General features: G+C 39.4%; 15 protein-coding genes and 1 tRNA gene. 11 read left to right on the top strand and 5 right to left on the bottom strand.

Annotated elements, in window-relative coordinates; translation table 11 throughout:
- From CYTFE_RS0116465 to CYTFE_RS28905, 4 genes are all read left to right on the top strand, one after another.
- Nucleotides 1-1,725 (top strand): RagB/SusD family nutrient uptake outer membrane protein, encoded by a 1,725-nt coding sequence (locus tag CYTFE_RS0116465; protein ID WP_081736017.1) that lies wholly within the window; start codon nucleotides 1-3, stop codon nucleotides 1,723-1,725.
- 13 nt (nucleotides 1,726-1,738) lie between these two features.
- Nucleotides 1,739-2,668 (top strand): DUF1735 domain-containing protein, encoded by a 930-nt coding sequence (locus CYTFE_RS0116460; RefSeq protein WP_027472692.1) that lies wholly within the window; start codon nucleotides 1,739-1,741, stop codon nucleotides 2,666-2,668.
- Nucleotides 2,669-3,039: 371 nt separating this feature from the next.
- Nucleotides 3,040-6,093, top strand: coding sequence for a glycoside hydrolase family 2 TIM barrel-domain containing protein (locus CYTFE_RS0116455; RefSeq protein ID WP_027472691.1), 3,054 nt, complete (start codon nucleotides 3,040-3,042; stop codon nucleotides 6,091-6,093).
- A 65-nt stretch (nucleotides 6,094-6,158) separates the two neighbouring features.
- Nucleotides 6,159-7,718 carry a galactose-binding domain-containing protein gene (locus CYTFE_RS28905; protein ID WP_027472690.1) on the top strand — a complete coding sequence of 520 codons (1,560 nt, stop codon included), beginning with the start codon at nucleotides 6,159-6,161 and terminating at the stop codon, nucleotides 7,716-7,718.
- A 79-nt stretch (nucleotides 7,719-7,797) separates the two neighbouring features.
- Here CYTFE_RS28905 and arsC read toward each other — a convergent pair whose 3' ends face one another.
- The 4 genes from arsC to CYTFE_RS0116425 all read right to left on the bottom strand — a co-directional run bounded on the left by arsC (nucleotide 7,798) and on the right by CYTFE_RS0116425 (nucleotide 11,147).
- On the bottom strand, nucleotides 7,798-8,139 hold the full coding sequence (arsC, locus tag CYTFE_RS0116445) for an arsenate reductase (glutaredoxin) (RefSeq protein WP_027472689.1): 342 nt from the start codon (nucleotides 8,137-8,139) through the stop codon (nucleotides 7,798-7,800).
- Nucleotides 8,140-8,183: 44 nt separating this feature from the next.
- Nucleotides 8,184-9,282, bottom strand: a protein-coding gene (gene prfB, locus CYTFE_RS0116440) for a peptide chain release factor 2 (RefSeq protein WP_152541641.1) whose coding sequence is annotated in 2 segments (ribosomal slippage) — nucleotides 8,184-9,218 and nucleotides 9,220-9,282 — 1,098 coding nt in all. Because the reading frame shifts where the segments join, the coding sequence is not laid out codon by codon here.
- A 49-nt stretch (nucleotides 9,283-9,331) separates the two neighbouring features.
- Nucleotides 9,332-10,795 (bottom strand): S1 family peptidase, encoded by a 1,464-nt coding sequence (locus CYTFE_RS0116435; RefSeq protein WP_027472687.1) that lies wholly within the window; start codon nucleotides 10,793-10,795, stop codon nucleotides 9,332-9,334.
- A 276-nt stretch (nucleotides 10,796-11,071) separates the two neighbouring features.
- Nucleotides 11,072-11,147: transfer RNA gene (locus tag CYTFE_RS0116425), tRNA-His, on the bottom strand.
- Nucleotides 11,148-11,282: 135 nt separating this feature from the next.
- Between CYTFE_RS0116425 and CYTFE_RS28900 the strand changes: the two genes are divergently transcribed.
- The 5 genes from CYTFE_RS28900 to lon all read left to right on the top strand — a co-directional run bounded on the left by CYTFE_RS28900 (nucleotide 11,283) and on the right by lon (nucleotide 17,974).
- Entirely contained in the window at nucleotides 11,283-11,975 is a 693-nt protein-coding gene (locus tag CYTFE_RS28900; protein WP_052343246.1) for a DNA alkylation repair protein, read from the top strand.
- 92 nt (nucleotides 11,976-12,067) lie between these two features.
- The gene (locus CYTFE_RS0116415; RefSeq protein WP_027472685.1) at nucleotides 12,068-13,537 is read left to right on the top strand and encodes an aminotransferase class V-fold PLP-dependent enzyme; all 1,470 of its coding nucleotides are present in this window, start codon (nucleotides 12,068-12,070) and stop codon (nucleotides 13,535-13,537) included.
- Nucleotides 13,538-13,733: 196 nt separating this feature from the next.
- On the top strand, nucleotides 13,734-14,930 hold the full coding sequence (locus CYTFE_RS0116410) for a hypothetical protein (protein ID WP_027472684.1): 1,197 nt from the start codon (nucleotides 13,734-13,736) through the stop codon (nucleotides 14,928-14,930).
- Nucleotides 14,931-15,076: 146 nt separating this feature from the next.
- Nucleotides 15,077-15,340: a type B 50S ribosomal protein L31 gene (locus tag CYTFE_RS0116405; protein ID WP_027472683.1), complete on the top strand. Its 264-nt coding sequence runs from the start codon at nucleotides 15,077-15,079 to the stop codon at nucleotides 15,338-15,340.
- Between the two features lie 210 nt (nucleotides 15,341-15,550).
- A complete protein-coding gene (gene lon, locus CYTFE_RS0116400) occupies nucleotides 15,551-17,974 on the top strand; it encodes an endopeptidase La (protein ID WP_027472682.1) in 2,424 nt (807 codons plus the stop codon).
- Between the two features lie 151 nt (nucleotides 17,975-18,125).
- On the opposite strand, the gene CYTFE_RS26900 is transcribed toward lon, so the two are convergent.
- Nucleotides 18,126-18,932 carry an ADP-ribosylglycohydrolase family protein gene (locus CYTFE_RS26900; protein ID WP_044211910.1) on the bottom strand — a complete coding sequence of 269 codons (807 nt, stop codon included), beginning with the start codon at nucleotides 18,930-18,932 and terminating at the stop codon, nucleotides 18,126-18,128.
- A gap of 298 nt (nucleotides 18,933-19,230) precedes the next feature.
- Here CYTFE_RS26900 and CYTFE_RS0116390 point away from each other — a divergent pair, with 298 nt between their 5' ends.
- Nucleotides 19,231-20,349 (top strand): AI-2E family transporter, encoded by a 1,119-nt coding sequence (locus CYTFE_RS0116390; protein WP_027472681.1) that lies wholly within the window; start codon nucleotides 19,231-19,233, stop codon nucleotides 20,347-20,349.
- Between the two features lie 173 nt (nucleotides 20,350-20,522).
- Nucleotides 20,523-21,662, top strand: a complete 1,140-nt coding sequence (locus CYTFE_RS28895; protein ID WP_052343245.1) for a cytochrome c3 family protein — start codon at nucleotides 20,523-20,525, stop codon at nucleotides 21,660-21,662.
- Nucleotides 21,663-21,688: the final 26 nt, after the last annotated feature.

The following is a 21,688-nucleotide window of genomic DNA, read 5'->3' as shown; positions in this document are numbered from 1 at the left end:
ATGATGAAATTTAATTATATAATTTTTCCTGTCATTGCTTTATTGTTTGTTACAGTGGGTTGTAGCGATTTTTTAGAGGATGATCAGCAGTATACAGAGGAAGAGGTGGTACTTACCTCTGGCCAACGATCCCGTGGTCTGATTGATGACCTTTATAGCTTCTATGATTATGAATATTTTACTGATTTTTCTAGGGAGTACCTTACGGATAATGCAGTTCTAAATTCTAATGAATCTGCGCTGGGAAGCGGCTATTGGGGGCCTACTAGCAATCCTTATTCTGATACCTGGGAGCAATCGTATGATAACATGCGTCAGATATTCCAGTATATCGATCTTGTCCATAACAAAGGGCTGTACTATATCAATGGTGAGGCATTTGAAGATATAAGTGAAACAGTAATTCGTCGCTATTACGGAGAGGCCTTCTTTTTAAAGGCTTGGGCAGAGTGGGAGTTGCTTAAGGTTTATGGAGGTCCTGATAACGAGGGTAATATGCTTGGTTTTCCTATTGTTAATGAAATACTAGAAGACGAAGAGTATGCTTCCTTATCAAGAGATTCTTATGATGACTGTGTGGCACAAATCATGGCTGATTTGGACGTGGCAATTGATAGCTTGCCGCTTACTTACTCAGGTAGCGATGCATACATAGGTAATGTGCAGATAGGACGAGCCAGTGGTCTGGCAGCTTATGCCTTGAAGGCTAAAGTGGCTTTGTATGCCGCTAGTCCCGCTTTTAATCCAACAAACGATTTATCTAAGTGGGAAGAGGCAGCCGCATTGGCCCATGAGGCCATTATGCAAAATAGTGGTTCTTTAAAGTCTTTACAAGATTATGATTATACTTCCACAACCAATGTAGATCATATCTGGAGATTGAGAGATGCTAACCTTAAGAAGGATCTGGAAGAAAGATTATATCCTCCTACTTTATATGGGCAGGGCGAGGTCAATCCTTCGCAAAACCTAGTAGACGCTTTCCCTGATTCAAAAGGATATCCCATTAGTATGTCAGTTGAGTATGATCCTGCTAATCCTTATGCCTCTAGGGATGATCGCTTTTATAAATTTATTTTTTATAATACTGATCGTTCTTTTACTTCTGAAACAGGATCTGACTACGATTCATTGCAGATTTATGAGGGAGGTTTAGACAATTATGGTGGTTTCATGCGTACAGAAGGAACGCGTACAGGTTATTATTTAAAGAGATTTCTTAATAAGTTGAATTTTGATCCTTCTGTTGATAATGCAACAACTTCAGCTGCAAGAGTATATGTACAATTGGGATTGACAGAACTTTATCTCAATTATGCTGAAGCAGCGAATGAGGCTTTTGGCCCAGATATAATTCCTGCTGGATATAATTTTTCTGCTAAAGATGCGTTGGCACAGGTACGAAAAAGAGCAGGTATTACTTCTGATGAGTACCTAGATTTGGTTGCTGCAAATAGTGCAGACTTTAGAACTTTGCTCAAAAATGAACGACGTATTGAAATGTGCTTCTCTGGAGAACGGTTTCATGACTTGCGTCGCTGGAATGATATCGTGGCAACGGAGGATGTGAGAGGAATGAAAATAACAAAAAATGCTGATGGAACATTTTCATATCAAGAAGTTGAAGTTGAAAATCGAACTTATGAAGCAAAAAATAGTTATTTGCCACTACCCTATGCTGAGCTGATATTAAATAGTAATTTGAAACAAAACCAAGGTTGGTAAAATATTAAATATAATGATGATGAATAATAATAGATTTAAAGTAATATCCCAGATGATGGTATCCTTGATCATCATCGGACTGACCTTCTCTTCTTGTGGATACGATGACTTTGTGGAAAATGAGTTTGATTATACAGCTGTTTACTTTCCCAAAGAAACTATTGCCAGAACTTTTATCATGGATGAAGGTATGCGTATTGGTGTGGGTGTCGTATTGGGTGGTGTATTGTCCAATACCCAAGATGTTGATGTGGCATTCTCATTGTCTGATGATGCTGAGGTGAACAATGCTGGATATACAGTTTTGCCAGAAGATTATTATGAGCTGGTTGATGCCGAAGGTAATCCCAGTAATAATGTGATTACTATTCCAGCTGGCTCTGTTCAGGGATTTGTGTATGTGCAAGCCGATTCTGCTAAGTTTTTATCAGATCCACTGTCTTTGGGTAATAACTATGCACTTTCTTTTGGGATAGAAAGTGTGGAAAATGCTGATTCGATATTGTCAGACTTCTCTTCTACCTTGATTACTTTTTCTTATATTAACCAACTTTATGGTTATTATATACAAAAAGGTCAGTATGTAAAAAGCGATGCCGAAGGTAGTGAAACGTTTTCTTATCCTGAAGGGATTGATGATGTGATTCTTCTGGAAATGAAGTCTCCTACGACAATGAAAACGACTTCGTACTCTACTGCCTATAGCGCCGAAATGAATATCGTGTTGAATGACGATAACTCTTTGTCTATTATGGGCGCAGATGCTTCTTCTACGATTGTTGATGAGGGCGGTTCTTATTATGATCCCAGTACGCGCACTTTATTCCTTAATTATTCGTATTCGTCAAATGGTAATACCTATAAAGCCACTGATGAACTACTTTTTAGAAATAGGGTGGTTGATGAGGTGAATCAATATAATGAAGATCTTATCCAGTATTAAATTTGTCTAATATATTTCTTAAAGGGTTCTCTTTCGTTTGTGTATTCATACACAAACGAATAGACCCTTTTTTGTCATAGAGGTAGCCTAAGAGCTTCTCTACCCACATTGGCGTCTTAAAAAATAAATCAAAATTATATCAACATCTGATTTTCTATTTGATATGGGTATTGCTAAGCGAAAGCTTCAAGTGTGATGTTTATATCGGTAGGTTGTTGTGGTGTTACGCTTTATGTGATCATTGAAAAAAAATCTATAGATGTGAAATCGACATGACCGGATAAAATAATCAGACTATACAGGTGCATTGCGAATGTTGTGCTGGTTATTGTGGATTGGTTAATTTTTATACAGTTAAAAAAAATAAAAAAATGAACTTCCGTAATTATTTACTTTTTATACTGATAGCAGTATTAGGATGCGCCCGTGGATATTCGCAAAGAGCAACCATAAGTCTCGACTCTGGCTGGCATTTTATTTTACAAGATGATCCTGATTTCTCAAAACAGGATATGGATGTTTCGGGATGGCAAGAGGTGAGTATACCTCACGATTGGGCTCATGTAGAGGGTGTTTCAAAAAATGGAGCTCAAGGTGGGAGTGGTGGATATTATGATGGTGGAATCGCTTGGTATCGCAAAAGTTTTACTGCTCCGGAAAGTTGGAGTTCTAAACTTGTTCAAATTGAATTTGATGGGGTTTATATGAATAGTGAGGTGTGGGTGAATGGACATTATCTGGGAAAACGGCCTTATGGTTATATTTCTTTCCGTTATGGGTTGTCTAAATATCTAAAGCCGGGAAATAATAGTATTGCTGTTCGGGTGGACAACTCCAGAGAGCCTTCGGCCCGTTGGTATCACCCCTGTGGCATTTATGCCCCTGTGCACCTTATTGTTACCGGGCAGCAACGTGTTTGTCCTAATGGTATTCATATTACTTCGGATATGGCTACTTCTGAAAAGGTGAATGTGAGTGTGAATGCTGTTCTAATGAACCATTCTTCAGCTAAAGTAAAAGCTGTCTTGAAAACAACTATTACCAATGCGTCGGGCGAAGAAGTGAAAGTGAGCAAAAAAAATATTAAGTGGAGTCCTAAATCAAAGCTTAGTATAGATCAGGAATTCACCATCGAAAAGCCTGCCTTGTGGAGTCCTGATTCGCCTTATCTTTATACCGTTACAAATGGGTTGTGGGTGAAAGGTAAATTGGTGGATCACGTGGAAACAAAGTATGGTGTTCGCAATATTGAATGGTCAACGGATAATGGTTTCTTACTTAATGGAGAAGTGTGTAAGTTGTTGGGGGTATGTGAGCATTATGAGGGTGGACCTGTGGGGGGTGCCTGGACTTTGCCCCTTTTGAAGTGGAAGTTGAGCTTATTGAAAGAGATGGGGGTAAATGCTATTCGTACAGCGCATAATCCTGCTCCACCAATGTTTTACGACCTGTGTGATGAAATGGGTTTTTTAGTGATGGATGAGATTTTTGATGGGTGGATGCGTAAGGCCAAAATGGATTATGGTGCGCAAGCATTCAATGATTGGTGGGAAAGGGATATGACAGAATGGTTGGAGCGAAACCGTAATCATCCTTCTATTATTATTTATAGTTTAGGTAACGAAACAAAGGGCGAAATTGCCAAAGAGCTAGTGGCTAAATGTCATCAGTTAGATCCTTCTCGTTTGGTTACTTCAGGTCATAGTGCATCTGAATATATGGATGTGTTTGGCGTAAATGGAGGAAGTGAGAAGCAGGGTTTTTATCAGAAAGAACGACCCCTTAAGCCTTTTGTTGCCACAGAGGCACCGCATACTTGGCAAACCCGAGGTTATTATCGTACAAAAACCTGGTTCCGTGATGGTTATCCCAATAAAGGCCAGCAGCCATTCGCTTTACCTGATCTGACCCAAGAGGAAGTATTTAGTTATGAGTGGGCTCCTAGAGATCAATGGGTAAATCGAAAGCAGCATTTTAACTCATCGTATGATAATGCAATGGTGCGCATATCTGCACGTAAAAATTGGGAGCTAATGCGGGATCTGCCATGGTATAGTGGTCACTTTAGATGGACTGGCTTTGATTATTACGGTGAGGCTTCTTATGTACATGGAGGATGGCCATTTCGTCTTTTTATGGGCGGGGCGCTAGATGTAGCTGGTTTTGAGAAAGATTTGTTTTATTTCTACCAAAGTCAATGGACTAAAAAGCCAATGGTGCATATATTACCTCATTGGACCCATCCAACACTGGATAAGGGTACTGAAATCCCTGTTTGGGTATATTCTAACTGCGATGAGGTTGAGCTTTTTGTGAACGGACGATCGTTGGGGAAAGATAAACCTGGTACAAAATGGGATGAAATGCAATGTGAGTGGATGGTTCCTTATGAAGAAGGTACCATCCTGGCCAAGGGCTATGTAAATGGAAGAGTAGTTTCCTCCACAGCGTATACTACCGCTGGGCGTCCAGCAAGTATCCAATTGATGAATGATTCTACGATTGATATCTCAAAAGATAATATTGCTATTGTTACTACTTCAATTACAGATTCTTCTGGTGTGTTTTATCCTTATGGTGAGAATTGTATTTACTATCATATTGATGGTGATGCGCAGATCTTATCGCTTGAAAATGGAGATCCGGTGGATACTACCAAAAATGTAAATGTAAACTATCGAAGAGCCTTTATGGGTCTTACACGTGCTTTTTTAAAGGTGGGTAAAGAGGCAACGAATGTTGGTCTGACTGCGGCAGCTATTGTTGGTGAAAAGCAAGGGCTTACATCTAATAAAGTTTGTATTGATGTGAAATCAATGACCATTTTAGGTCAATGGCAAGCCCAGCCAACACAGATATATTATACATTGGACGGAAGCTTACCTACCGTCAAAAGTAACTTGTACAAGGGAGCTTTTCCTGTAGAAATGGGAACAATCGTAAGAGCTATCGTGGTACAAAATAGAGAAGTGATCCTTGAAATGCAAGAGGAGTTTGATGTAAATACTGGACTTTGTTGGGACGATGCTACTCTGCATCCTCAGGTTAATGAAAGTGAAGGTGGAATGAGAGCCATCGATGCGGACTTTTCTGGAGCCACTGTTCAAACGAAGAATGGGGTGAAGTATCTGGATTTTAACGGACAGGAAGGTCATGTGGTTTGGTATCAGGAAAATGACGGTAGTGCCGGTTCTTTTACTTTGAAAATAAACTATGCTAGCAAGGATCAAAAATCCTTGCGTCCTATGGATCTTATCATCAATAGTAAAAAGGTAGCCAGGCTCAAGTTTACATCTACTGATTCTTGGAATGCCGGTTGGAAACAAATTGTTACAAGCCAAAAACTAGAAGCAGGGGCCAACTATATTGAGTTACGTAGTGTAGGACAAAGTGCTCCCAATATATTAATGTTACAAGTGGAGTAAAGATGAACCTCCAATTATATAAGCCTTTAAAATTAGTCTACTCTTAAGTATAAAAATTTAAAAAAATGAAACATTCTACATTATTCTTTTTCTTTTTAATAGTTGTTTTTTCTATTAATGCACAAAGTACTATTTATACCAATGACATGGATTATGTGTTGGGAGATGTAAAGCAGGCTTTTATTTCTGATCAAATTACCACAGAAACGCAAGCCGACAATCTCATTGAAGGGATGAAGAATTTGGGTGTAAATGGGATACGTATTCCTATTTATGCCGAAGGGCTGAATCCCAACAAAGAGATGTTTGATTACTTTTATAACAAAGCGGTTGATGAAGGTTTCCTTATTTTTGCAAACCCAGCTCAGTCGAGTGGAGGCCATCGTATTGCCAATGGCATTTTAAATGGAGATATGGTTTCTGTTTTGGATGATGAAGAAGCCACCAATACGCTTATTAATAGAATCAAGGATTTTGCCGCAGAATATCCTTGTAAATGGATTAATCCATTTAACGAAGATGGTAGGCCTGATGTAGCTTGGAGTACAGCTCAGATGAATACGATCTATGCCTCTCTTTATAATAATGTTAATGGAGCTGAGCTCATAGGGCCTTGTGTTTGGGGTATTCCAGCAAGTATAGATGTTTTTAATAATACGGATATAAGTGATTATATTACGGTGGCTGCTACGCATAATTTGGGTTTTAATCATAGCTCCTGGCCCACTTTTATTGCTGCGGCTGAAGCCAAGAATTTGCCGGTATGGGATTCCGAAGTAAACCATAATGATGCCAAAGGGAATGGTACGCGTTTAGAAAAAGCTCTGGAGTATGAAGTGGATGGGTTGGTTTTGTATAATATATGGAATACAATTAGTTTGACCGATGGTTCCATCAGTACAGCTGGTGACGAAATAATGTCCATGTGTTTGAAAAATTATACAAAAGGAGTGAATCTGGCGCTCAACGGAGTGGCTACACAATCAACTACAGGAGCTAACTCTCCTGCCTCGTTGGCTATTGATGGGAATACAAATGGTAATTGGGGAAGTGGATCTGTTACTGTTGCCTTTGTGGATACGGATGGTTCCAACCCTTGGTGGCAAGTGGATCTGGGCTCAAACCAAGTCATTGGTGATATTAAAATATATAATCGCACTGATGATTGTTGCCAGACCAGATTGTCAGATTTTACGGTTTCTGTTATGAATAGTGAAGGTGTCATTACCCATAGCGAAACTTTTACATCTTATCCTGATTTTGCGGTGACAACAAAGGCGGAGAATGTGTCTGGGCGTTTCGTAAGAGTGCAGATGAATAACGAAACGACTTTAAATTTAGCTGAGGTTGAAGTTTATCAGGGTGATATAAGTAATGATATTTATTCGGCTAAAAAAGGGGCTGAAAATATGATTTATCCGAATCCAGCATCCAACTATTTTGTTGTAAAAGAAGTGAGAGGAGCTACCTGTGAAGTTTATAATAGTTTAGGAAGTCTGGTGCTTCGTCATTCCGTTGAAACGGATGAATGGACAGTAAATGTGAGCAAGCTAAATCCAGGAATTTATATTGTAAGAATTAATTATAATGGACAGGTCTCAAATCATAAAGTAATGATACAATAGAGCAGAGGTTTCTAGTGTTTTCCATGCAGTGAAACAAAGTTGTACTTATTGGTGCCTTTGTTCACTGCATGGAATTATTTTATATTACTTCTTCTATCTTTTCGGTGGGTCTGCCTACAACAGCTTTGGAGCCATTGATGACAATAGGGCGTTCTATGAGTTTAGGATGTTCAACCATGGCATGAATCAACTCTTCGTCAGAAAAGTCTTTCCCCTTGATCTCTTTCTTGAAATAATCTTCATTGGTTCTGATTAGTTCCAGAGGTTTCATATCGAGCTTTTGCAATATCTGTTTTAGCTCTTCGTAGTTTAAGGGTGTGTCAAGGTATTTTACTATGATGGGCGTAATGCCTTTTTCTTTTAGGTATTCCAGTCCCATACGACTTTTGGAACACCGAGGGTTATGAAGCATTGTTATCATCTGATGTGTTTTAAAGTTATTAGAATATGTTTTGATAAATAAGCTTATTCTTCCTTTTTGCCGCTAAATTCCATTAAATAGGCTTTTGTAAATAAGTCGATATCGCCATCCATCACAGCTTGTACATTGGATGTTTCTACATTGGTGCGTAGATCCTTTACCATTTTGTACGGTTGAAAAACATAGGATCGGATTTGTGAACCCCATTCTATCTTCATCTTGTTGCTCTCAACTTTATTTTGCTCTTCCATCCGTTTACGTAGCTCCATCTCGTAAAGCTGGGACTTTAAAAGTCGCATGGCATTTTCCTTATTGCCCAGTTGAGAGCGCGATTCGGTGTTCTCAATGGTGATTCCTGTTGGCGCATGGCGTAAGCGTACGCCTGTTTCTACTTTGTTTACATTTTGACCACCGGCACCTCCTGATCGAAATGTCTCCCAAGAAATATCCGAGGGATTAATTTCAATTTCAATGGTGTCATCGATCAAAGGAGTGATGAAGACTGAAGAAAAGGAGGTCATCCTCTTATTGGCAGCATTAAATGGTGATAGGCGAACAAGTCGGTGTACCCCATTTTCGCTCTTTAAATAGCCATAGGCAAAATCTCCTTCAAATTGTAGCGTGACCGTTTTAATACCTGCATCGTCACCTGCTTGATAATTTACTTCCTTTACTTTGTATTTGTGTTTTTCCCCCCAACGAATATACATTCGCATGAGCATCTCAGCCCAGTCCTGACTTTCTGTGCCTCCAGCACCTGCATTGATTTTTAAAACAGCACCTAACTTATCCTCCTCTCGACGAAGCATGTTTTTAAGTTCTAAGGCCTCCGTTTTTTCTAAAGTGTCAACAAATAGGGTATCTATATCTTCCTGCCCGGCTTCTCCTTCCTTTAAAAAGTCGAATAGCACATGAAGATCTTCTATTTGTGTTTCGATTTCCTCGTAGTCTTTAACCCATGCCTTGAGCTCGCGGAGCATCCGCATATGGGTTTCTGCAGACTTTGCATCATTCCAGAAATCAGGAGCCTGCGAACGCATCTCCTCTTCTTCTATCTCAATTTTTTTGCGGTCGATGTCAAAGATACCTCCTTAACGCCAGCTGGCGTCCCGCTAAATCTTTTAGCTGTTCAATAGTTGTCATTATATTGTTTTTTGGCAAATTTAGTCTTTTTTTTTAGCTAAAAGAATACTTAGCGCTGACTCCTTCTGATGGGGGTTTTATTGCAGTATCTGGATAGGTATTTGGTGGACTTGTAGTGGCCCAATTGTCCTGCTGTATCCCAGTCTTTACAGCTCTTTTGTTTCATGCCTAAGTTATAATAGGCCAGGCCTCTGTTAAAAAGTGCATGGGTGTCGCTTGGATCAATGTTAAGAGCCTTGTCCAGATCGGTGATGGCTTCCAAATAATTTTCAGATTGTATTTGTAGGGTTCCTCTGATGGTAAAGGCTCCGGGTAAACGACGGTTTAGCTGTATGGCTCGGCTAATGTCTTCCATTGCGGTTTCTTTGTCGTCGAAGTATTGTATCTTCAAACGGGACCTTTCGTAAAAGCCATTTGCATATAAAGGGGTGGTTTTGATGGCCTGGTCGTAGCATTTCATGGCTGTTTCAATGTCATTTCTTAGTTTAATAACCAATAGTCCAAATTCAACCAGAGCGGGCGAAAAATACTCATAATTTTCGATGCTGGCTATGAGACTGACAAACGCTTCTTTGTCGTTTTTGTTTCTTATATGGTCCAGGGCTTCATAATAGTGCATTAGAAAGTGATCTGGATGTAGGTGCTTGACGTAGTCATAATCTAATCGCATGCCAATGAAATTTTCATAACGCCTTCGGGCTTCGCCTCTGAGTATGTGGGCTGCTACATTGGTGCTGTCGTTTTTGAGATAGGATGTGAAGTCTCTGGCAGCATCCACCCATTGCAAATGGATGAAATGGGAAATGCCATCCAGCATGTAGGAGTGTAACTCAATGTCTTTTTGTCTTTTTAACGTCTTCCAGTTCTTTGTTGTGGTATGGTTTGCCCAAAGGGTGTCGTTTAAAATATGGGTGCTCGCAAATAGGTGCATGTTGCCTTTCTTTAAGAAGTGGGCGATGCCTATGAGTTCGCCAGTGTCGTTGATTACCGGAGCTCCCGAAGAGCGCTCTCCATAGTCGGAATCTATTTTTACCAGACGGTTCAGGTAGGGTGCTTGAAAAACCTGGGAAACAACTCCCAGACTTACCCCACCTTGGGCTTCTTTGGGATCGCTGAATATTAGAACCTCGTTGTTCTCGTTTTCAGTACTTTGGGAGGGAATGATGTAATCAAAACCCTTCCCTCTATGATCAAAGACCTTAAACATGCTTAGATTAGCCATCTCGTGGGAGGATATCATTTGTGCAATTCTGTAGGTCCTGCCATTTCGGAGGGTAAGTGATATGGAGTCTGTATCTAAAAAGATGCTGGAAGGTGCCAAGGCAATACCATCGTTGCTGATGAAAAATCCTGTGCGAGATCTGATTTCATGGGCGTTTTTATCGTAAGAGGTTATGGTAAATACCGCTTCTTCGAGTTTCGATATTTTATCCAGGACATTCTGTGCTTTTGCCAGCGTGTTCAGTGTTAGTGTTAGAAGGCAAATGCTGGCATGGTATAGGATGGCTCTCATGTGGTACTTTCAATTTAGCTTGAACAATATAAATAAAAATCTGATATGCTCTTATTTGTTCAAAAAGAATCGTGTTTTGAGCAAAATAAAAAAAAGGTAGCCGGTAAAGCTACCTTTGTTATTTTGCCAAGGAGGTGTGTAATCAATGCCGATTTTCTCGTCCTTAAGCAAATGTATGGTGTATTTTTGACGAAGTCAAGGAACTGCTTCGTATATTGGACAAATAAAAACAAAAAACGCAGCTTTCTGATTCGAAAACTGCGTTTTTTTGTTTTTGGGTGAAAGACCGGTCTCGAACCGGCGACCTCTGGAACCACAATCCAGCGCTCTAACCAACTGAGCTACAATCACCATCTTTTGCTAAAAGCGATGCAAAGATAATATTAAAATTGCTAGATTTGCAAGTGTTTTCTTTAAAAAAAATCAATAAAATTGTGTCTGGTGCTATTTGTGCTTGAATTTTAGTTAATTATAACATATTAGAAGAATGAGATTTTATATGCAGGATGATACATCCAATAAAGTGGACGAGATAATACGGCGCTTGAAAAAGCTTATGGATGGAGATGTTTCTTCACAGATGAAGGAGCGGGGGTTGGATTATCAGCTAAATTACGGGGCCAGTATTTTATGGCTTAGAAAGGTGGCCAAAGAATATGGTGGTGACAATAAATTGGCAGATCGTCTTTGGAGTAGAGAGGTTAGGGAAACCATGATCCTGGCCACTATGATCGCAGATCCGTTACCCGATAATAAAAAATGGATGGAAGAATGGGCATTGCTTTTGCACCATGGCGAAATTGCAGAACAGTTGGGTTCTAATTTGTTATGGCGGCTGCCCGATTTGAAAATCTTGGCAGAAGATTGGTTGAAGGGTGATCATGCATTTTTGATGGACTCGGTTTGGGTAGGCTTAGCTGTCTTTTTGCAACGAGGAGGAGGGATGGACTTGATGGAGGTGAATAAGTACATAGGTTTGATAGAGCAGCGTCTTTCTTCTAGTAATCGATTTACTCAGAGAGTTCAAGGGCGATTTTTAAGGCAGGTATGCAGGAAATCTGCTTTGTGCATGACCCGGGTCGAAGATTTTGTTACAGGATTGTCGCATCCTGTAAATGGAGCATGGCTTATTGAGGATGTGAAGACCGAAATAGCTTTTGTGAAAAGTGGTGGAATATAAGAGGGTGTGTAGTATTAGAATGTCGAGATCATAATAAAAATCAGTAATTTTTCCAGTTAGCATGTCTATCTTTAAGGCAAAATATTTAACTTATGCTGAAGCACGAAGCGCATTTTAAGAAGTATCGAGAAAATACGATTGGTTATGATGCCCAAATCGAAACGCCTTTGGGTATGAAGCCTCTTTTGTATGCCGATTGGATTGCCAGTGGAAGACTCTATCTGCCCATTGAAAATATTCTGAGGGATAAGATAGGGCCGATGGTGGCCAATACCCATTCCGAATCCAGCGATACGGGTATGATAATGACTAATATCTATAAGCAATCGCATCATATCATCAAACAACATGTAAATGCCAATGACGATGATATTATCATTACTGCGGGTTCGGGTATGACATCCGTTGTTAATAAATTGCAACGTATTCTGGGAATGCGCGTTCCTGAACAGGCACAGCGTTATTACAGTATTCCTCCCGAGCATCGTCCGGTGGTGTTCATTACGCATATGGAACATCATTCTAATCATACCTCCTGGTTGGAATCAAATGCCGATGTGGTGGTGTTGGAACCTAATAAAGAATTATTGGTTAACCCGGAATCTCTAAGGAAGGAAATCGTAAAATACGAAAACAGAACATTGAAGATAGGAGCGTTCTCGGCCTGTTCTAATGTGACTGGTATTGAGGTGCCCTATTTTGAATTAGCACAGATAATGCATGAGCATGGTGGATTTTGTTTCGTGGATTTTGCAGCTTCAGCACCATATGTGGATATTAATATGCATCCTGAAAACCCGATGATGGGGCTTGATGCTATTTATTTTTCACCGCATAAATTTTTGGGAGGACCTGGTAGCTCAGGAGTGCTGGTATTCAATAGTTCTATTTATCACAATCATGCACCAGATAATTCTGGCGGTGGTACTGTGGATTGGACAAATCGTTGGGGTAAATACAGGTATGTGGATGATATTGAGGCACGTGAAGATGGAGGTACGCCCGGTTTTTTGCAATCCATTAAAGCTGCCTTGAGTATTAAACTGAAGGAAGAGATGAACTGTCAGAAAATGCGTGAACGGGAAGAAGCTCAGGTGGCCAGGATATTGAAGGCCTTCCGTGAAATTCCCGGAATGCACATTCTCGCGGATAATATGGATGAGCGTATTGCCGCCATATCTTTTTACCTCGAAGGTTTGCATTTTAATCTGGTGGTTCGCTTGTTGAATGATTATTTTGGGATTCAGGTGCGTGGGGGATGTTCCTGTGCGGGTACTTATGGGCATTATTTGCTCCACGTGAATTATTATACCTCAAATAAAATTACCAGTAAAATTAATAAAGGAGATTTGTCTGAAAAGCCTGGTTGGGTTCGTTTGTCGGTGCATCCAACTACCTCAGAAGAAGAAATAGACTATATAATTGAGGCCGTTAAGCAGGTGGCTCATAATGCGCTAGAATGGGAGCGTAATTATGAATACGTTGCTGCAAAAAATGAATATTTTCATAAAGGAATACAGCTTAAATTTCCATCGAGTTATAATTCGTGGTATAAATTCTAAGTTTTGCGGGTTACATGTTTTTGTAGGAGGTACAATTTTTATAGCTTTATGCGCTCAAGGGGTGATGCCTGCCAATTATCTTTCAAATATATCTTTTCAGAGTAACAAATCTAAGCATTTTGATATGTAGTATTTGTCTTTATAATTGGCTTTGTGGTTATTTAGCTCTTGTTGTAAAAATAAATTTAGTTTCAATATGCAGATTTTAGTTGTTGAAGATAAGGCCACAAGAGCTGGTTTTTTAAATGTGGTTGAGAAAATATATAAGGGGGATAAACATTATGTGAGACCCTTAAATTCCGACATTGAAAATATTTTTAACCCAAAGGTAAATGTCTTTTTTAAACAAGGTTCTGCGATTCGTTTTATACTTAAGGATAAAGGTGAGGTGATTGGACGAATAGCGGCTTTTGTAAATGAAAAAAAAGCCTACGGGTATGAACAGCCTACAGGAGGATTGGGTTTTTTTGAATGTGTAAATGATCAGAAAGCAGCTTTTACATTGTTTGATGCGGGGGTGGAATGGCTAAAGTCGCAAGGTATGGAAGCTGCGGATGGTCCCATTAACTTTGGAGAGAACGATAATTTTTGGGGTTTACTGGTGGAAGGATTTACAGATCCTACCTATGGAATGCAATATAATCCTCCCTATTATAAAGCTTTTTATGAAGCCTATGGCTTTGTAAATTACTTTGAGCAGGTGACCAATAGACTGGATTTGAAAAAACCGTTTCCGGAAAGATTCTGGAAGATAGCCGAATGGATAGGTAAAAAGCCAGATTATGAATTCAGGCACTTAACCTGGAATCAGAAGGATAAATATATCGAAGATATGATTGAGATATATAATGATGCCTGGAAATTTCATGAAAATTTTACCCCCTTAACCAAGGAAAAGGTACAGCCTTCATTTGATAAAGCCAAGCCCATTGCCTTGGAGGAATTGTTGTGGTTTGCATATTACAAAAATGAACCTATTGGTTTCATATTGATGTATCCTGATGTCAATCAGATTTTTAAACGTTTTAATGGAAAGCTGAATTTATTAAATAAACTGAGGTTTTTATGGCTAAAGCGTAAAAATACAATGACCCGATTACGGGTCGTTATTCTTGGTGTAAAAACCAAATTTCAAAAGTCGGGCGTGGAGTCCGGGTTGTTTTATCATTTGCGTAAGCCCGTTTTTTCCAGGACTTGGTATGATGAGATGGAATTGTCGTGGGTAGGGGACTTTAACCCAAAGATGAGGGCCCTACAGGATTCAATGGGTGCTGAGTTTTCAAAAAAGCATATCACCTATCGTTTAATATTTGATCCAAGCAAAAGAAAAAATGTCAGAGCATCAGCCATTCCTCGCGATGCCAAGGAACGGGTGGTTCGGTCTAAGGTGTAATAATTGGCTGTGAGTGCTGCGTCTTTATTGGGCTAAAGGCAAATCAGGCAATTCTTTGTAAATATTTGCTTTTTCTTTTGCAGGTTAGATTTTAATATTTACCTTTGCAGTCCGTTAAGTTTTTTGAATATTAAAGAGTTAAGAAAATGAAAAAGGAAATTCATCCGGATAATTATCGCTTGGTTGCTTTCAAAGATATGTCAAACGAGGAAACTTTTATTACTCGTTCTACAGCAAACGCCAAAGATACAATTGAAATTGACGGAGTAGAGTATCCATTGGTGAAACTTGAGATCTCTAATACATCTCACCCTTTTTACACTGGTAAGATGAAACTTGTTGATACAGCAGGACGTGTTGATAAGTTTAGAAACAGATATCAAAAACACATGGATAGCAAAAAAAAATAGGCTTATTATAGCTTGACTTTCTTGAAGCTTCGGTATAACCGAAGCTTTTTTTATACCTATCATTCTGGTATGATCTTCTTTTTGTAACATTAAATTGGTGTGTGGAACTGCGAAAAATTATTTTGGCATACCTATTGCCAATACAACGAACTGTGTTGAAGTTGCCAATAGTGTGACAACATGACACTGTTCAAGACATATTGCAATATTATGAATGAAATTAAAATCTCAATAGATAATTTAGGATTAAATGAGGATTATGAGTCGGATGCGGAATTTATTCCTATTGTTTCCGATGAGGATGAGGGGGATGTGACTGATTTCGAGATGCCTGATACCATGGCTATCTTGCCGTTACGAAATACGGTGTTGTTCCCGGGTGTCATTGTTCCCATTTCTTTAGGGCGTGAGAAATCGATGAAGCTGGTAAAGGAAGTGCAGCGTAATGGCGGCGTTTTTGGTGCCGTGGCTCAAAAAGAGGTCGAAGTGGAAGATCCTAAGGAAGAGGATCTGTATAAAATAGGTACGGTAGCTAAGGTTATAAAAGTGCTGGAAATGCCTGATGGTTCTACATCGGCTATTATCCAGGGAAAGGTTCGTTTTAAAGTGGAAGAATTTGTGACCACAGAACCTTATCTTAAAGCTAAGGTGTCGCAACTGCAAGATGTGACACCCGAAGATGATAAATCTCGTGATTATGAAGCGCTGGTAGGTTCATTGAAAGATTTGTCATTGAGGATTATAAAGTATTCGGCCAATATCCCGCCAGAGGCATCTTTTGCCGTGAAAAACATAGAAAACTCATCTTTCTTAATCAACTTTATTTGTTCTAATACCGAAATATCGGTTAAGGATAAGCAAGGACTTTTAGGGATTGATGAGTTGAGAGATAGAGGAATGAAGTTGCTGGAACACCTGACTCGTGAGGTGCAACTATTGGAACTTAAAAATGATATCCAAAGTAAAGTGAAGTTGGATATTGATCAGCAACAACGTGAATATATGCTTCATCAACAGATGAAGACAATTCAGGATGAGTTGGGTTCCAGTCCTATTGAGCAGGAGGTGAGAGAACTCAAAGAAAAGGCCAAGAAAAAGAAGTGGGGAAAAGAGGTGTCCGAATTGTTTTACAAAGAGCTTGATAAGCTGGAGCGTTTAAATCCTGCTACGGGTGAATACTCGGTTCAATATAATTACCTGCAAACATTATTGGATATTCCGTGGAATGAATATACCAAGGATAAGTTTGACATGGATTCCGCAGAAAAAATCCTGGATAGGGATCATTTTGGCCTGGATGGGGTGAAGGAACGTATACTGGAACATCTGGCAGTGCTTAAACTGAGGGGTGACCTAAAGTCTCCTATTATATGTCTGTATGGCCCTCCGGGGGTTGGAAAAACATCTTTAGGAAAATCGGTAGCTGCTGCTTTGGGTCGAAAATATGCCAGAATGTCACTTGGTGGCGTGCATGACGAGTCAGAGATCAGAGGGCATCGAAAAACCTATATTGGGGCTATGCCCGGACGTATTATTCAGAATATTAAAAAAACAGGGAGTGCAAATCCTGTTTTTATTCTGGATGAGATCGATAAGATTGGAAGTAGTGCCCATGGTGATCCGGCTGCCGCTTTATTGGAGGTCTTAGACCCCGAGCAAAATGAAAATTTTCATGATAACTTTCTGGAAGTGGATTTTGACTTGTCTAAGGTTATCTTTATCGCTACAGCCAATACCTTGAGTACCATATCTCAACCATTGTTGGATAGGATGGAACTGATCGAAGTGAGTGGATATATTTTGGATGAGAAAACTGAGATCGCTAAACGGCACCTTTGGCCTAATCAGCTTGAAAATCATGGTATCGCAAAAAGTAAAGTCTCATTATCTAAAAAAGTAATGGCCTTTGTGATTGAGAACTATACACGTGAATCTGGCGTGCGGGAATTGAATAAGGTCTTGGCTAAACTGGCACGTAAGTATGCCCTTAAAATTGCTACCAATAAGGAGTTTAAAAAGACGATATCGGTGGATGATATTAAGGAGAATCTAGGGGTGCAACGTTTCTCTAAAGAGAAATGGCAGGATACGCATGTTCCAGGAGTGGTTACCGGTTTGGCATGGACTGCGGTAGGAGGAGAGATTTTGTATATAGAATCTAGTCTGTCCAAGGGTAATGGGAAGCTTACATTAACCGGTAACCTGGGTGATGTCATGAAGGAATCGGCCGTATTAGCCCTGGAGTATATCAAATCAAATTGTAAAGTTTTTGGAATTGAAGCCAAAATGTTTGAGGAGAATAATATTCATGTGCATGTTCCGGAAGGTGCGATACCTAAAGATGGACCATCGGCCGGAATTACAATGGCAACTGCTCTTGTATCATCTTTCTCCGGAAAGAAAGTGAAAAAACGTATTGCCATGACCGGAGAGATTACCTTAAGAGGAAAGGTGCTCCCTGTTGGTGGTATTAAGGAGAAAATATTAGCAGCAAAAAGAGCTGGAATTAAGGAGATTATTCTTTCCAAAGATAATATGAAAGATGTGGGTGAAATTAAGGATGTTTATGTGGAAGGCTTGGAATTTCATTATGTAAATAGCATTAAAGAGGTGTTGGATGTGGCCATTGTATAATAGGAAGGCAATCTTTTAGTACATCGCTAAAATATACGTAACACCCCCGCTTCATATCTTGGAGCCGGGGTGTTTTTTTTAGGGGATAGTCTATATTTAACCCTTATGATGTATGTAAACTTCAATAGATTTTCTAAAGCACTTTTCGCATTTAATGTAGATTAATAGATATCTCCTTTTTTCCCATCAGTATCTTCAAATGTTTTTCCTCAAAAGCATTTATTAATCTTTCCATTTCGGGCGTTAAGCGATTTAACGCTCTGCGGATAATACTTCGGGGAATGTGTTTGTAATAAGCTTGTGCGATAGCTCCGGTAATGCCAGCAATAGTATTGCTGGGACCGCCAATAGATACGGCTTTACGGATGGCATTTTCGTAATTGTCTGACCATAAGAAAATAGTGATGGCAGCAGGTGCTGGTGTGGGAAGGTTTTTACTGGTTACTTCCTGGTGTAACTTTTCAAGACTGTTTTCTAAGTTGTATCCGAAGGCCTTTTCAATATATTTTTTTATATAACTTTTATTTTTTCCGATTTTTGCCAAATATATGGATGCCGTAACTGCTTTGGAAGCTTTTATTTTTACTGCTTGGTTGTGTGTTAGGGTCGTTACTTCTTCTGCCTTTGCCAAGGCTTCTTCTAAACTATTTGCTGCCAGTCCAATGGGGCTGATCCTTCGTGCAGCTCCGTCACCATTACCAATAAAGCGTCTAGGTGTATTGGAGTCTACCCATTCTTTGAAATTGCGTTGATAGCCTGCGTATGGGTATTTTTTAACCCATTTCTTTAGGCAGTCTTCAAACGATAACTCGTTAGAGATTGCTTCAGCTGTTGCCATCGTTAAAACAGTGTCTTGGGTAAATGAAGAGATGGGTTTGAATAACTGGAAGTCGGTGGGGGTCTTCTTGTTGTTAACAAATGCCGATCCGATGATGTCCCCGATAATAGCTCCTTTCATTGTTTGACGGTTTTTGGTTAATAAATATGTTATTATGGTTTCTGTAAATTTACCCCTTTTATCTTAATATTTAACAAAAATGTTAAAGAATATTAATAATTATAAAGGTGTTGATCGTTGTTTTTTCGTTGAAGACGTTGTTTTTGATGGTGTTTTTAGGTATATTTAAGAAGAGGAATTGGCTGTTGATTCGGTAGGAGTTAGCGTTTTGATGCATTGTTGGGGGAGTTATTTTAATCAGAAATAATAAGGAGGGATTGCTGATTGTTTGTGGGTTCATTTGTTTGTGCATTCGACTATGAAGGAAAACTTAAAATATATATTAGGTATTCTAGCAGCTGCTATAGGAATTTATTTGCTCTGGTATTTTAAAGCGATCGTATTCTTTGTATTGGTTTCTGCCATCTTATCGTTGGTAACCCGCCCCCTGTTCGATTTTTTTCAGGGTATGGGTCGGGATAAATCAAAGTGGAGGTTTGCTTTGTCAAAAGGTTGGAGCGCATTGGCTACTGTATTGCTTCTGTGGATGCTGATTCTGGGTCTGGGAAGTTATGTGGTGCCTTTTGTCGTGGAAGAAATGCAGTTCTTGTCAACGGTAGACTTTAACCTGATGTTGGAACGACTGGAACAAACCATTAGTCCTGTGGTGGCAACTTTGCAGGAATCTATGTTGGGCGACATTGGTTTTCCTATGATTAAGGAGCAGATGAGCGATTTCTGGGTGTCTATTTTTAATATAGGAAAGCTGCAGGAGATGGTGGCTTCTGTTGTGGATTTTGTAGGTAGTGTGTTTATAGCTTTGTTTTCAATTTCCTTTATCACCTTTTTTCTTTTAAAGGATGAGTGGTTGTTAATGGAGGGTATCAAATTATTTGTGCCTGAAGTATATTATGTGGGTGTTGATCATATGTTGTGGTCCATTAACCGCCTACTTAGAAGATATTTTATCGGCATTATAATACAAATCTCTTTGATATCTGCTATGATAACCATTGGCCTTCTGGCCATCGGATTGGAATTCAAGCACGCACTCATTATTGGGCTATTCTCCGGCTTTATAAATATAATACCTTATTTGGGACCTGTTATTGCTGTTTCTTTTGGGATGATAGTATCGTTGATGGTATATCTGCAAATGACCGCTCCGCCTGTTTTTTTTCTTTATTTTGGAGCTATCCTTGTTTTATATGTGTTGGTACAGCTAATGGATAATATCGTTTTTCAACCCGCCATTTTTTCTTCCAGCGTAAAAGCTCATCCATTGGAAATATTCTTGGTGATTATTATGGCAGGATATATGGCAGGAATGGCTGGTATGTTTATGGCTATCCCCGTGTACACAATTATTAGGGTAGTGGCCAAAGAATTTTTCTCAAAATATAATCTGGTTAAGAAGCTTACTGGTAAATTAGATTGATTTGTTACCTAAGGTTTATAAAAACTAAAAAATCTTAATAAATGATGAACATTATCTTAACTTGTTCCTTAATTACATTAGCAACAAATATTTGTTAGGTTGAATTTTGTTTGTAAATTGTAGAGGGAGATCGAATAGGCGGGGGTGGAGTAACTGTAAAACCTTGATTTAATATGAATATATTATCCTCGTTTAAACCTGTTAGTGCCAAGTTGATAGTGATTTTTTGCTTATTGTTTTCCTTTTTTCCATACTCCTCTTCTTCACAAGAGCACCTTCCTTTCAACCAATCGGAGGAGTATCATTTAATGATGGGAGAACGTCTGTATCATGGTTTGATCTCTACCGGAGGAGATAATCCTTCTTGTATATCGTGTCATGCTAAATTTACTGACGATAAGATCAACTGGAATCCTTCGGCGATGGAGATTGTGATGGCTGCCGATACTTTATCGGCAGAGCAGTTCAAATCTGCGGTCAATAGTCCTGCGGATGGTTTCATAGCAAAAGTACATAAGGGGTATCAATTAAATGACGAGCAGCTAAGCCAGATACGACTCTATCTAAAAAGTCTGGGAACAGAGGGGGTGGGTGAAAAACCAAAGAGTTATCCTCAATTGCTCTTATTTCTTTTGGTGGGTTCGTTAATGGCCTTGGCCATTGTTGATTTATTGTTCACTAAAAAAATCCGTTACCGGGCTATTCATATCCTGGTTATATTAGCAGGTATTACTGTTCATCTTAAGATGGCTTATTCTGAAGCCTCTGAGCTAGGTCGCAGTCAGGGTTATATGCCTGATCAACCGATTAAATTTTCGCACCAGGTTCATGCCGGAGATAATAAAATTGACTGTATGTATTGTCATTACAATGCAGAAAATGGAAAATCGGCTGGTATCCCGGGACCCGGTTTGTGTATGAATTGTCATGTGATCGTACGCGAGGGAAGCCGTTCGGGTAAATCTGAAATTGCCAAGCTGGTAAAACATTTTGAAGAGGGAAGTGATATTGAATGGGTTCGTGTTCATAATTTGCCAGACCATGTGTTTTTTAGCCATGCACAACATGTTAATGCTGGTAAACTCGACTGTACAGCGTGTCATGGAGCGGTAGATGAGATGCATATTCTTAAGCAGGAGAATGATCTTTCAATGGGGTGGTGTCTCGACTGTCATCGAAGAACCAATGTTCAGTTTGCGAATGATTATTATTCTATATACGATAAATACCATAACGAGCTTTCTGAGGGAGTCAGAGACTCTATCAAGGCTGTTGATATTGGTGCCAATGATTGTATGAAGTGTCACTATTGATGAGTGCACTTTTGCTTTCAATGCCT

Origin of the sequence: Saccharicrinis fermentans DSM 9555 = JCM 21142, assembly GCF_000517085.1 — a bacterium.
In the GTDB taxonomy this organism is placed as follows: domain Bacteria; phylum Bacteroidota; class Bacteroidia; order Bacteroidales; family Marinilabiliaceae; genus Saccharicrinis; species Saccharicrinis fermentans.
Note: the sequence above shows the minus strand (reverse complement) of the source record. Positions and strands in the feature narration are given on the sequence as shown.

Bases quoted from the DNA above. Each gene is read 5' to 3' on its own strand.
- CYTFE_RS0116465 (WP_081736017.1), top strand. From the start codon at position 1: ATGATGAAATTTAATTATATAATTTTTCCTGTCATTGCTTTATTGTTT.
- CYTFE_RS0116460 (WP_027472692.1), top strand. From the start codon at position 1,739: ATGATGATGAATAATAATAGATTTAAAGTAATATCCCAGATGATGGTA.
- CYTFE_RS0116455 (WP_027472691.1), top strand. From the start codon at position 3,040: ATGAACTTCCGTAATTATTTACTTTTTATACTGATAGCAGTATTAGGA.
- CYTFE_RS28905 (WP_027472690.1), top strand. From the start codon at position 6,159: ATGAAACATTCTACATTATTCTTTTTCTTTTTAATAGTTGTTTTTTCT.
- arsC (WP_027472689.1), bottom strand. From the start codon at position 8,139: ATGATAACAATGCTTCATAACCCTCGGTGTTCCAAAAGTCGTATGGGA.
- CYTFE_RS0116435 (WP_027472687.1), bottom strand. From the start codon at position 10,795: ATGAGAGCCATCCTATACCATGCCAGCATTTGCCTTCTAACACTAACA.
- CYTFE_RS28900 (WP_052343246.1), top strand. From the start codon at position 11,283: ATGAGATTTTATATGCAGGATGATACATCCAATAAAGTGGACGAGATA.
- CYTFE_RS0116415 (WP_027472685.1), top strand. From the start codon at position 12,068: ATGCTGAAGCACGAAGCGCATTTTAAGAAGTATCGAGAAAATACGATT.
- CYTFE_RS0116410 (WP_027472684.1), top strand. From the start codon at position 13,734: ATGCAGATTTTAGTTGTTGAAGATAAGGCCACAAGAGCTGGTTTTTTA.
- CYTFE_RS0116405 (WP_027472683.1), top strand. From the start codon at position 15,077: ATGAAAAAGGAAATTCATCCGGATAATTATCGCTTGGTTGCTTTCAAA.
- lon (WP_027472682.1), top strand. From the start codon at position 15,551: ATGAATGAAATTAAAATCTCAATAGATAATTTAGGATTAAATGAGGAT.
- CYTFE_RS26900 (WP_044211910.1), bottom strand. From the start codon at position 18,932: ATGAAAGGAGCTATTATCGGGGACATCATCGGATCGGCATTTGTTAAC.
- CYTFE_RS0116390 (WP_027472681.1), top strand. From the start codon at position 19,231: ATGAAGGAAAACTTAAAATATATATTAGGTATTCTAGCAGCTGCTATA.
- CYTFE_RS28895 (WP_052343245.1), top strand. From the start codon at position 20,523: ATGAATATATTATCCTCGTTTAAACCTGTTAGTGCCAAGTTGATAGTG.